The organism is Rhizobium oryzihabitans (assembly GCF_010669145.1).
Lineage (GTDB): Bacteria > Pseudomonadota > Alphaproteobacteria > Rhizobiales > Rhizobiaceae > Agrobacterium > Agrobacterium oryzihabitans.
In genome coordinates, this window is record NZ_CP048632.1 from 1239732 (window position 1) to 1252085 (window position 12354).

The 12354-nt window shown below is 61.4% G+C and carries 11 protein-coding genes; 5 read left to right on the forward strand and 6 right to left on the reverse strand.

Annotated elements, in window-relative coordinates; all coding sequences use genetic code 11:
- The first annotated feature begins 38 nt into the window (after nucleotides 1-38).
- A complete protein-coding gene (locus G3A56_RS06585; protein WP_137067525.1) occupies nucleotides 39-2729 on the forward strand; it encodes a heavy metal translocating P-type ATPase in 2691 nt (896 codons plus the stop codon).
- 42 nt (nucleotides 2730-2771) lie between these two features.
- Here the strand turns inward: G3A56_RS06585 and G3A56_RS06590 are convergent, their stop codons facing one another.
- From G3A56_RS06590 to G3A56_RS06600, 3 genes are all read right to left on the reverse strand, one after another.
- A complete protein-coding gene (locus G3A56_RS06590; protein ID WP_082183897.1) occupies nucleotides 2772-3740 on the reverse strand; it encodes an alpha/beta hydrolase family protein in 969 nt (322 codons plus the stop codon).
- Nucleotides 3741-3869: 129 nt separating this feature from the next.
- Entirely contained in the window at nucleotides 3870-5495 is a 1626-nt protein-coding gene (locus G3A56_RS06595) for a cisplatin damage response ATP-dependent DNA ligase (protein ID WP_082183896.1), read from the reverse strand.
- Between the two features lies 1 nt (nucleotide 5496).
- Complete coding sequence (locus G3A56_RS06600) at nucleotides 5497-6513, reverse strand: ligase-associated DNA damage response exonuclease (protein ID WP_164056217.1); 1017 nt, start codon at nucleotides 6511-6513, stop codon at nucleotides 5497-5499.
- Nucleotides 6514-6747: 234 nt separating this feature from the next.
- Here G3A56_RS06600 and G3A56_RS06605 point away from each other — a divergent pair, with 234 nt between their 5' ends.
- Both G3A56_RS06605 and G3A56_RS06610 read left to right on the forward strand, forming a co-directional pair.
- Nucleotides 6748-7050: a type II toxin-antitoxin system RelE/ParE family toxin gene (locus G3A56_RS06605; protein WP_425503358.1), complete on the forward strand. Its 303-nt coding sequence runs from the start codon at nucleotides 6748-6750 to the stop codon at nucleotides 7048-7050.
- A complete protein-coding gene (locus G3A56_RS06610; protein ID WP_003494336.1) occupies nucleotides 7047-7346 on the forward strand; it encodes an addiction module antidote protein in 300 nt (99 codons plus the stop codon). Before G3A56_RS06605 ends, G3A56_RS06610 begins: the two co-directional genes overlap by 4 nt.
- A 44-nt stretch (nucleotides 7347-7390) precedes the next feature.
- Here the strand turns inward: G3A56_RS06610 and G3A56_RS06615 are convergent, their stop codons facing one another.
- A complete protein-coding gene (locus tag G3A56_RS06615; RefSeq protein WP_164056218.1) occupies nucleotides 7391-8923 on the reverse strand; it encodes an MDR family MFS transporter in 1533 nt (510 codons plus the stop codon).
- Between the two features lie 140 nt (nucleotides 8924-9063).
- Here G3A56_RS06615 and G3A56_RS06620 point away from each other — a divergent pair, with 140 nt between their 5' ends.
- The gene (locus G3A56_RS06620) at nucleotides 9064-9579 is read left to right on the forward strand and encodes a MarR family winged helix-turn-helix transcriptional regulator (protein WP_003494334.1); all 516 of its coding nucleotides are present in this window, start codon (nucleotides 9064-9066) and stop codon (nucleotides 9577-9579) included.
- Between the two features lie 83 nt (nucleotides 9580-9662).
- Nucleotides 9663-10322 carry a glutathione S-transferase family protein gene (locus G3A56_RS06625; RefSeq protein WP_082183895.1) on the forward strand — a complete coding sequence of 220 codons (660 nt, stop codon included), beginning with the start codon at nucleotides 9663-9665 and terminating at the stop codon, nucleotides 10320-10322.
- Nucleotides 10323-10581: 259 nt separating this feature from the next.
- Here G3A56_RS06625 and G3A56_RS06630 read toward each other — a convergent pair whose 3' ends face one another.
- Both G3A56_RS06630 and G3A56_RS06635 read right to left on the reverse strand, forming a co-directional pair.
- A complete protein-coding gene (locus G3A56_RS06630; protein WP_082183894.1) occupies nucleotides 10582-11202 on the reverse strand; it encodes a glutathione S-transferase family protein in 621 nt (206 codons plus the stop codon).
- A 140-nt stretch (nucleotides 11203-11342) separates the two neighbouring features.
- Entirely contained in the window at nucleotides 11343-12341 is a 999-nt protein-coding gene (locus tag G3A56_RS06635) for an asparaginase (protein ID WP_082184618.1), read from the reverse strand.
- Between the last annotated feature and the right edge of the window lie 13 nt (nucleotides 12342-12354).

Consider the following 12354-nt stretch of genomic DNA (forward strand, 5'->3'; position numbering starts at 1 on the left):
CCAGATTGGCTGTCGATTGGAATTCAGGAGCGGAAATCATGAATATTTCGACACGCGACAATTTGAACAGCAACTCCGAGGAATTGACCTTTACGGTCGGCGGCATGGATTGCGGCAGCTGTGCTGCGAAGATCGAAACCGCGCTCTCGCGCCTGCCCGGCGTGGCCGATGTCAAGGTTTCCGTTGCGCGGGAAAGGCTGAACCTGTCGCTCGCCGAGAATAAAACCCCGGTCGAAAAGATCGAAGATACGCTGCGCAAGCTCGGCTTCAAACCCGCTTTGCTGCCGCAGGAAAAGGCCCCGCAGGCAAAAGTCGAGGCCGAGCATCACGACCATTCATCGTGCGGTGGCCACCACCATGCCGACACGGAGACGAAGGCTGACGGCAGCAATGCCCTGATCTTTTCTGTGGGCGGCATGGATTGCGGCAGCTGCGCGGCGAAGATCGAGACCGCGCTTTCGCGCCTGCCCGGCGTTGCCGACGTCAAGGTATCCGTCGCACGCGAAAGGCTGAACCTGTCGCTTGCCGAAAGCAAAACCCCGGTCGAAAAAATCGAGGACACGCTGCGCAAGCTCGGCTTCAAGCCCGCTTTGCTGCCGCAGGAAAAGGCTGCCCGCGAAAAGGTGGAGGGTAATCACGACCACGATCACGGTTCGTGCAGCGGCCATGATCACAAGCATGACCATTCGGGGCATGACCACTCAGGCCACGATCACGCCGGCCATGATCACTCGGATCACGACCATGCAAATTGCGGCGGCCACGACCATGATCACGCCGGTCATTCCCATGACAAGGCGCAGACGGTGACGGCAGCAGCCCCGAGCGCTGAAGTCGGCCATGCCCACGGCGCGGATGAAAAAGGCGCCTGGTGGCGCACCGCAAAGGCCCGCAACACTTTCACCGGCACCATTCTGGTCGCGGTCGCCTATGCGGCGGAGCTGAGCTTTCCGGCCTGGGGCGGTTACGCCTTCATCGTCGCGACGCTGGTGACGCTGTTCCCCATTGCACGCAATGCCTTCAACGCGGCGCGTTTCGGCGCGATCTTCACCATCGAGATGCTGATGACGATTGCCGCCATCGGCGCGATCTTCATCGGCGAGGCGGAAGAGGCGGCCATCGTCGTGCTCCTGTTCTCCATCGGTGAATTGCTGGAAGGCTTTGCGGCCGCTCGCGCCCGTTCGGGCATCAAGGCCCTTGGCTCGCTGCTGCCGAAAACGGCACTGGTGGAGGAAAACGGCGCGCTGCGTCAGGTCGCCGCCGATCAGGTGCGCATCGGCCAGGTGGTCGTGGCACGTCCGGGCGACCGTATCGCCGCCGATGGCGTGGTGATGGAAGGTGAGTCGAGCGTCGACGAATCGCCGATGACCGGCGAGAGCATTCCGGTCGCCAAGGAAAAAGGCGCGCGCGTCTTTGCCGGCTCGATCAACCATGACGGTTCGCTGCGCATCCGCGTCGACCGCGCACCGGAAGACAACACGATCGCCCGCATCATCACCCTTGTCGAGGAAGCGCAGGATGCGCGCGCGCCGACCGAGCGCTTTATCCAGAACTTCTCACGTTATTACATGCCGCTGATCGTGGCGATCTCCGTGCTCACCATCATCGTGCCGCCGCTTGCCGGCCTTGGTGACTGGGACACCTGGATTTATCGCGGTCTCGCCTTGCTTCTGATCGGTTGCCCCTGCGCGCTCGTCATTTCCGTTCCCGCGGCCATCGCCTCCAGCCTTTCGGCTGCGGCACGCCACGGCATGCTGGTGAAGGGTGGCGCGGTTATCGAGATGCTGGCGCGTACCGAAACCGTTGCCTTCGACAAGACGGGCACGCTGACGCTTGGCGAACCTGTGGTGACCGACGTGGTGGCGCTTGATGGCAACGAGGTCGGGTTGATCGCCGAGGCGGCAACCATCGAGCATGAATCGAGCCATCCGCTGGCGCGGGCCATCGTCAACCATGCCGAAAAGGCCGGTGTGAAGCCCCTGCCCGGTTCCAACATCAAGGCGATTTCCGGTCGCGGCATGCAGGGCACTGTCGGCGGAAAGGACCTGTTCATCGGCGCGCCGCGCTTTGCAACCGAAGTCGGCACCCTCTCGAAGGAACTGGCCGATCGCATTTCCGCACTGGAAAGCGAAGGCAAGACCGTGGCTGTCGTGATGGCCGGCGGAACCGCAAGCGGCCTCTTCGCCATGCGCGACGAACCGCGCAAGGATGCGGCTGAAGGTGTCAAGGCGCTGAAGGACATGGGCATTTCCTCGCTGATGCTGTCGGGTGACAATGCCCGCACGGCGCGTGCCATCGGCAACAAGCTGGGCCTTGAAGCGCGCGGCGAACTCCTGCCGCAGAACAAGGTCGAGGAAATCCGCAAGCTGGCCGCCCAAAAGACCGTGGTGATGGTGGGTGACGGCATCAACGATGCGCCGGCACTTGCCGCCGCCAGCGTCGGTGTCGCCATCGGCTCGGGCACGGATGTGGCGATGGAAGCGGCGGATGCGGCGCTGATGCGCAACAATGTCGGCGATGCGGCCCGCCTTATCGGTCTTTCGCGTGCCACGATGGCGAATATCCGCCAGAATGTGACGATCGCACTTGGCCTGAAGGCGGTGTTTCTGGTGACGACCGTTACCGGCCTTTCCGGCCTGTGGCTTGCGGTCTTTGCCGATACCGGCGCGACGGTTCTCGTTACCGCCAATGCCATGCGGCTGCTCGGCTATTTCAAGAAGAGCGCCTGATTTCAGAAGGGCCGAAAGCTGCGCGAGCGGTTTTCGGCCCTTTTATGTGAATTGATTGAAAAAGCGGATGCTTTCCGTCACCGCGCCCGGGACCACGCCATTGTGGGTTCCGGGCAGCAGTTTTTTGTCGACCTTGAAACCGGAAGACAAAGCACGATCGACAAACAGCTGGTGATCGGCATCAAATGGCCGCTCTTCGTCACCACGCAGCAGCAGCGCCGGACATTTGAGGCTCGGGCCGAAACAGACCGAGGAGCGCATGATGAATTCGCGCTCGTCGGTTTCATCGAAACAGATCTCGTCCGAATAGCGGTTGAAATAACGCCATGAATTGACGCCCGCGGACATGGGCGCGGCGGCACGAAATTTGCGGCTCATGGCCGCCAGCAGCGTCAGCGTGCCGCCATTGGAATGGCCGGCGATGAAGAACCGCTTTTTGTCGATGCCGGGCAGGTTTTCCAGATAGGCCGCAGCCGCCAGCGCATCCGCCGTTTCATCATAAAAACCGGAATAATTGCCGTTCTGGCCGTTCTCACCCCGGAAGGACGGGAGAAGCACGACGAAACCGGCTTCCCAATAGGGCTTCATCAGCGCCCAATGGCCGTCACCCGTGGCATTGCCGCCGTGGAGAAACAGGACGGCTGGTTTCGGCGTCCCGGATGGCTGGTAGTGGGAGAGCCAGGCGACAAGCTCGATGGAGCCGTCAGGCCCGCCCGGATAGGTAACCCGTTCGGCACCGGGTGGCGTGCCGAGGGCTGAGGATTTTTCCGGTGCGGGCATCTTGCGCAGCAGATGGGTGTGGAAACGTCTGCGGGCCTCCGCATAGTCCTGTCTTTCGAGCGGCAGGACTTCGGGGGCGGAAAAACCCGCCGCGCTTGCACCCGGCGGCAAGAGCGCTGCCACCGAGGCGCCAATCGCGCCGACAAGCAGGCCGCGCCGTGTCAGGCTCGGGCAGATCACGCCGCTCTCTTCCTGTCCGAAAGGTGAGGAAAGAAAGCGTTTTTCTGCCATATGTGCACCTGAGGGCGGGAATGAGAATATTAGCAGTTCAACACTGCGGCGGGAAACTGTCCAATCACGGATTCGCGAATGACAACAATGTATTCGCAGGCATCGTGGCAATTTCTGGACAAGGAAGCACTACCCCTCCACACCATCGATCATCGCCACCAGCGTGGACAGGCGATCCGCCTCCGCCGGCAGCTTGTCGGCCCTGAGCCTTGCGATGCGCGGGAAGCGCATGGCGACGCCGGATTTGTGGCGGGTGGAACGGTTGATGCCCTCAAAGGCCACCTCCAGCACGAAACCGAAATCCGGCGTGGCGCGCACCGCCCGCACCGGGCCGAAACGCTCGACCGTATTGTCACGCACGAACTTGTCCAACACCTCCAGCTCCGCATCGGTGAAGCCGAAATAGGCCTTCCCGACGGGCACGAGCTGTTCGCCGTCCTCACCTTCCGCCCAGACGCCGAAGGTGAAATCGGAATAATAACTCGACCTTTTGCCGTGGCCGCGCTGCGCATACATCATGACGGCGTCGATATTGTAGGGATCGCGTTTCCACTTGAACCACGGCCCCTTGGCACGGCCGGCCTGATAGGCGCTGTCGCGGCGCTTGATCATCACGCCCTCGATCACCGGATCGGGCGGGGCGGCGCGCAGCGTGTCGAGTTCCTGCCAGCTGGAAAAGCCGATCAGCGGCGAAAGGTCGAAACGGTCATGCGGTGCGTGCTCGATAATATCCGACAGCCTGCCGCGGCGCTCCAGATAGGTCTGCGCGCGGATGTCGCTCTCGCCCTCGAACAGCAGGTCATAGGCGCGGATGAAGGCTGGATAATCATCCAGCATCTTCGCTGTCACCGTCTTGCGGTTCAGCCGCTGCTGCAGGTCGGAGAAGGTGCGGGTGAGATTGTTGGACCGCGCTGTGCCGCCAATCAGCAACTCACCATCCATCACCCCTTCGAAGTCAATCGCGTCAAGAACATCGGGAAAGGCGCCGGAAATATCGTCGCCGGAACGGGAATAGAGTTTTCGCGTGGCGCCGGCGCGGGACAATTGCACGCGAATGCCGTCCCATTTCCATTCGGCGGCGTAGTCGGCCGGGTCCAGCGCATCGAGATCGCCGTCTGCAACCGGTGTCGCCAGCATCACCGAATGGAAGATGGCAGGCGTCGCCAGCACCGGCCGCTCGGACTTGCCCTCCAGCCAGGCGAAAAGCGGCGTATAGGGCGGCGTCAGCCCGTGCCAGAGGGTCTCGATCTCGGTGATGTCCTTACCGGCAAAATCCGCCAGCGCCTGACGCGCCAGCCGCGCCGAAACGCCGATGCGCAGGCTGCCGGTGGCGAGTTTGAGGAAAGCGAAACGCGAGGATGTATCGAGCCGGTCGAGCAGATCGCGCACGGCGCCGCGCACCTCGGTACGGCCGAGCGAATTCATCAATGTGACGACTTCGCCGAGACGCGGATCCTGCGCCTCGGAATCATCAGCACCGCCGATATTGCCCCAGACCAGCGATATGGTCTCGGCCAGATCGCCGACATAATCGTAGGAATAGCGGAACAGCACCTCGTCCATGCGCTCCAGCACCAGCTCGCGCAGCATGGCAGGCTTGACGCTTTTAAGGTCCAGCGTGCCGGCAATCGCCGCCAGTCCGTAACCCCGGTCGGGATCAGGCGTATCGCGGAAATAATCGGTCAGCAGCTTCAGCTTGCCGTTGCGCGAGGGGGTGAGAACGAGGCGGTCGAGCAGCGTGGCGAAGGCTTTCATCTCAATCCCCCTCATCCTCGTAACCGACAAGATGCAGCGGCTTGGCGGCAATGCCCTGCAATTCGCACCAGCGCACCAGCGCCTCTTCGCGCCCATGGGTGACCCACACGGCTTGCGGGCCAATTTCCTGGATGGTTTCGAGCAGTTCCGGCCAGTCACAATGGTCTGATATCACTAGCGGCAGCTCCACGCCGCCCTGTTTTGCCCGTTGCCGCACCATCATCCAGCCGGATGCGAAGGCGATCAGCGGCTCGTTGAAACGTCGCGCCCAGCGTTCCTGAAAGGCCGAGGGCGGGCCGACGACGATGGCGCCCTTGAAAGCGGCGGGATTGCTTTTTTCCACTGTTGCGGGCCTGAGATCACCGAGATCGATGCCCTGCGAAACGTAATAATCGCAAAGCCGCGCCAGCGCGCCGTGGATATAAATGGGGTCGGCGTAACCATTATCGCGCAAGAGCCTGATGACGCGCTGCGCCTTGCCGAGCGAATAGGCCCCGACCAGGTGGGTGCGCTCGGGAAACTGCCTGATGGAGGTCAGCAGTTTGCCGATTTCCACCCGCGGCAGCGGATGGTGAAACACCGGCAACCCGAAGGTAGCCTCGGTAATGAACACGTCGCACGGCACCGTTTCGAAGGGCGTACAGGTGGGGTCGATACCGCGCTTGTAATCGCCGGAGGCGAGGATGCGAATGCCGTTCATTTCCACGGAAATCTGCGCCGAACCCAGCACATGGCCAGCGGGATGGAAACCGACGGTCACGCCGTTCACCTCCACCGTCTCGCCGAACGCGACCGCCTGTTCGCTGCCGCAGAAATCCTCGCCATAACGGATGCGCATGATATCAAGCGTCTGGCGGGTGGCCAGCACGGACCCGTGGCCGGCGCGGGCATGATCGGAATGGCCGTGGGTTATCAACGCGCGCGCCACCGGGCGCACGGGGTCGATATAAAAATCGCCCGGCGGACAATAAAGGCCCTTGGGCGTGGAGTTCAGGAGCTGTTCCGGCTTCATATTCATTGAGATAGGACCGCCCGCGCGAATGTAAAGTGCTGCGAGCATAACGCGGAACGGGCGTTAAATTTCCAGCGTGGGTGTTTTTGTTTTGCCGTCACCCCACTGTCATTTTGGCTTTGAGCCGGGGCTGTATCGAGTTGCGGCACGACGTTCGCGGGCGCAATACAAGCGCACGGCCGGTTGGAGGACAGCCATGGGATTTGCGCTTGCTAAATTGTATCCACTCGGATACTTTTTATGATGAACAGTTTCGAGAGATCGGCGGAGTTCGACGAATGGCTGAAGGCTTTAAAGGATCGCACTGGAAAGGTGCGGATTCTTCACCGTCTTACCGCTGCCAAGCATGGAAATTTCGGCGATTGCGAGCCGGTAGGTGGCGGCGTTTCCGAAATGCGCATCCACTACGGTCCGGGGTATAGGGTCTATTTCACCCGCATTGGCAAAAAAGTTTATTTCCTTCTGATCGGCGGGGACAAGTCGTCCCAGAAGCGGGACATAAAGCTTGCGATCGACATGGCGCAAACAATTGGAAAGAAATGACCATGACGGAATTCAGCAAATTTGATGTGTCAGACTACCTCGACAGCGATGAAACCATGATCGAATATCTGGCCGTCGCGATGGAAGATGAAAACCCGGATGTCTTCATTGCCGCCCTTGGCGCAGTCGCCAGGGCTCGCGGAATGTCACACATTGCGGATGTTTCCGGTCTCGGTCGGGAAAGCCTCTACAAGGCTCTAAAGCCGGGCTCGAAGCTTCGCTACGAAACAGTGCAGAAAGTCATGCATGCGCTGGGCTTCCGTCTGGCCGTCGAAAAATCGTTGAATGCCGCGTAAAGCCCGCATTCAACGATTTTCTTGTCCAGGCAAAAGTCCCGCCCCTACTCCCCGGCACTCTCCGCCGGCTTCGCCGCCGGTGTCGCCGAGGGTAGCCGCACCGGTTTCAGCATCAGTGCTGCGGCAAGCCCGATGGCGGCGGTTGCGGCGGCTGCGAAGAACAGCGGGGTAAAGGCATCCGAATAAAGGGCTGCAACCGCTGTCTGGGATGCCGCGGGCAGTTCGGACAGCATCTTCGGCGTCAACTCCTCGATCCTGCCGACACCCGGAATGGTGACGGCAACGCCCTTGAGGCTGGAGGTGACAATTGCGCCATAGACCGAGATGGCGATGGCAGCACCACCCATGCGGGTCAGGGTCACCGCGCCGCTTGCGGCACCGATATCCGCCTTTGGCGCGGAATTCTGTACGCCGATGATCGGCGCCTGCTGGCCAAGACCGACGGCGAAACCCTGCACCAGCATCAGCGCGCCGATCAGCACCAGCGGCGTGCCGGCATGCACCTGCGTAAAGCAGAGCATGGCGAGAAGGTTGATCGTCAGACCTGCCACCGAAAACGGCTTGTAGACGCCGGTGATCGAGATCAGCCGCCCGGCCGATAGCGAGCCCATGACGATGCCGCCGGTGACCGCGATGAAGAACAGCCCGGCATGGGAGGGGGAAAGCCCGGTGGTGGTCTGCAGGAACAGGGCATAATAATTCACCATGCCGATTCCGATGCCGCCGCTGGTCAGCGAAACGATCATCAACAGCGGGAAGGTGCTGTCCTTGAAGAGCCTGAGCGGCACCACGGGTTCCGGCGCGCGGCGCTCCACCTGCACCCAGAGGAAGGCGGCGATGACGGCGAAGGCGATGATGCCGAGGCTTGGACCGGCAATGAGCGAGCCGAACAATTCACTGCTGTCGGCCCAGAAGACGACGCTGGCAATCGTCGCTGCCAGCAGCACGGCGCCGAGATAATCGATCTTCGGCTGGCGCGCGGGGCGGCGGTAAGGCAGCAGGAAAATCAGGCCGGTGATGACGATCAGCCCGAGCGGCAGGTTGATGAGGAAGATCGACCGCCAGCCGAACAGATCGCTCATCGTGCCGCCGAGGATAGGCCCGACGCTGCCGGAGGCCATGATGGTGAGGCTGGAATAGCTCTGGTAGCGAGCTCTTTCGCGCGGTTCGAACAGATCCGCATTGACGGAGAAGATCGACACCATGATGCCGCCGCCGCCGAGGCCCTGAAGCACGCGGGCCGCGATCAGGCTATCCATCGACCAGGCCAGCCCGCAGGCGAGCGAACCGAGCGTGAAGATGATGACCGCCGCAATCATCACGTATTTTCGTCCGAACAGATCGCCCAGCTTGCCATAAACAGGCATGACCGCACTGGTGGCCAGAAGATAGGCCGAGCCGATCCAGCCGAAACGCTCCAGCGCGCCGAATTCGCCGACGATGGTGGGAAGTGCTGTCGATACGATCTGGTTGTCGAGTGTCGCCATGAACATGGCCAGCATCAGAAACAGAAAGACGATGAGCCTGCGCCGGTGATCCGACACAAGCGGCGCCACGGGGGCGGTAGACATATCCATGAAAAATCTCGTTGGCTTCCGGCGGTTTTGCTGCGACAATTTGTGTGCTATTAGCATATATATGTCAATGGCAAGTTTTTGACATCTATGCTAATGCCACTAAATGTGATCGGAAACAGCATCGAAAGGGACGATGAAGCGTGGCGACTGAGGAAGACTGGAACGAGGATCTGCCTGATGACATCAGGCGTATCGGTAATACGATGACGCGCATGCGCATCATGATCGGACGCCGCATCATCGGCCGCATGGCGCTGGCCAAGCTCGCTCCCGGTCTCGAACTCTCCCATATCGACGTCCTCGACATCCTGCGCCGCGCGGACGGCGATGTTACCGTTGGCGCCATTGCCGAGGGCATGCGCATCGACCCCTCGCGCGGCAGCCGCGTGGTGGCGGATATGGTCGGGCGCGGCCTGTTGAAACGCGGCGTCTCGCAGGAGGATGCCCGTCGCAGTATCGTCGAGATCACACCGCTCGGCACCAGCCTGCTGCAGGAAATGCGCAGGACCAAGATGAGCGTTATCAAGGATGTGATGGATGGATGGGCGGACGAGGATGTCGAGACATTCGCACGTCTGTTCGAACGCTTCATCGACCGTTTCGAGTATCGTCTCTCGCCGGATACGGACTTCCTGACGGATCAGAAAAAATCATAGTTGGCCCAGCGATCTGCAACTTCACTTTAAAACAGTGAAACCGTAACGTGCCGTCACCGAACTGGTTCAAGGGGTAAATTTCGATGTTGACGATTTACGGTGTCTACCGTTCCCGCGCCACGCGCACGCTCTGGCTTGCGGGGGAACTGGGCATAGAATTCAAGCATGTGCCGGTGATACAGGCCCGCCGCCTTGCCGATCCGCTGGCGACCGACGCCCCGCTCAACACGCTGTCTCCCGAGTTTCTCGCCATCAACCCGATGGGCACCATTCCCTGCATCGAGGATGACGGCATGGTGCTTTATGAATCCATGGCCATCAATCTCTATCTCGCCCGCAAATATGGTGGATCGCTCGCCCCGGTCGATCTGAAGGAAGATGCGGCGATGCTGCAATGGTCCTTTTTCGCCGCAACCGAAGTCGAAGCCAATTCGCTGAAGATTTCTTCGGCCGTGGCCGAAGGGCTCTCGGAAGGCGATGCCGGCAGGGCGGTCATCGATGTCGCCGCGCGCCTCTTGAAGCGCCCTTTCCGGGTGCTGGAACAGCATCTTTCCAATCATGATTATCTGGTGGGTGACCGTTTCACCGTCGCCGATCTCAATGCGGCGGAAATAGTCCGTTATGCGCAGGGTCACCAGCCGCTGTTCGACGCCCATCCGGCGGTAAAAAGCTGGCTGGGCCGCTGCCAGGCCCGCACGGCCTTCAAGACGATGTGGGACAGCCGGGCCGCCGAGGCGGCTTGAGCAGAAGGCGTTCTTCCTCCTCCCGCACCTCCCTCGTTCCGGCCTTGAGCCGACGCGCATCTCTTTCGCCCCTCATTCCTGTGCTTGTCACAGGAATCCAGCCGACGTGCGTCTGCGCGGCGGGAAGAGTCTTTCAGCCCAAGGACTTGGGCTGGCTGGATCCCTGTGACAAGCACAGGGATGAGGGAAGCGAGCGTGGCAAACAAGCAAGCTGCTTGAACGAGGGCGCCAGCCGGGGTCCCTTGGGCGCATTAAGGCTTCACCCCTTCTCACCCGCCAGCGCCTTCTGAACCGCAGGCCGCTCGTTCATGCGGCGGAAGTGATCATGCACCTTCGGGAAGCGGGCAATATCCACGCCGTCGCTTTCCAGCCAGCCGGACATGACGAAGAGATAGGGGTCGGCGACCGAATAGGCCGTGCCCAGAACCCATGGGCCATGCAGCATGCCGTGCTCGATCAGCTCGAAGCAGTCGGTCATGGTTTGCGGCACCTTCGCCTTCATATCCGCCAGAGAACTGTCCTCACTCGCCCAGCGGCTGCCGCGCCGGCCATGCGCATGGGCGACATGCACCGTGGACGAAATGAAGGCGTTGAAGGATTGCATCAGGGCAAACTCGAAGGGATCGTCGAGCGGTGCGAGTTTCTTTTCCGGGGCCATCTGGGCGATGAAGGCGAGAATGGCGGGCGTTTCGGTCAACACCCCGCTGGCCGTGGCGAGCGCCGGCACGCGGCCTTTCGGATTGATTTTCAGGAATGCCTCGGAGCGTTGCTCGCCATCTGCGAAATTGACGCGGTGGGCCGTGTAAGGCAGGCCGGATTCCTCAAGCACGATATGGCTGGCGCGCGAGCAGGAGCCGGGGGAGAAAAACAGTGTGAACATGGATATGCGACCTCCAAAGCAATGAGGGCGCCCACCTCCTCGTGTGCGGACGCCGGCCCCTGCCGGCAGCCACGGGATGGCTGCCACGCGCAAGGGCCAGCCATCATCGTGCCGGCAACCGGTCGCGTCAAAGGTTATTTCTAAAGGCCGACAACGCGGATATCGCCGACATGGATGCCGTTCCAGTTGCGCATCTGCCGGTTCGCCATACCCAGCAAGGCCTGCTGCTCGGCGCTGCCTTCCCCAAAATGGCGGGCGAGCAATGCCGAAATCATCGCTTCGACCGCGCGTGTCGTGCCGTCCTCGCATTTTACCGCGATCGCGACGCCCTGTTCCGGCAGCGCCGCGACGAAGACGCCTTCGGCGCCGGTCTTGGCGAAAATCTTTCCCGGTGCGATCTGCATCAGCTTCGTGCAGGCGCGGCCGGTGCCCGCCACGTAAAACGGTTCCGCCATGCAGGCCTCCACGAGGCGGCGGGAGGCCTTGGCACGCCCCTCGTCCAGCCCCCTGCCCGTTACCATTTTGGCAAAACCATGCGCCAGCCCCTTCAGCGGCACAGCATAGGTGGGGATCGAACAGCCATCCACGCCGCAATTGTCATGGCCGATCGCCGCGCCCGTCAGGCTTTCCATCGTCGCGCGGATTTCCCGCTGCAGGGGGTGATCGTAGCCGACATAGCCCTTGGGATCGGTGCCCGTGTGGCAGCAGGCGCAGATGAAGCCGGAATGCTTGCCGGAACAATTATTGTGAAGCGCCGTCGGCTTTTCCAGCGTGCGGACCTGATGAATGATGGTTTTCTGATCGGAAGACCAGTGCGCGCCGCATTCCAGCGTATCGACATCCCTGCCTGCCCTGGCAAGCATGGAGGCGGCAAGCTCCGCATGGTCGTCTTCGCCGGAATGGGAGGAGCAGGCAAGCGCCAGTTCACGGCTGCCGAAACCATAGGCGTCCGCAGCACCGCTTTCCACCAGCGGCAGGGCCTGCATGGCCTTGCAGGCGGAACGCGGGAAGATGCCACGCTCGATATCGCCGGCCGAGAACAGAACGTCACCATCGCCATCCACCACCACGGCAAGGCCCTGATGGCGGCTTTCGACAAGGTTTCCACGGGTGACTTCGACGGTAACGGAATTGTTCATGTTCGCAGCCTCA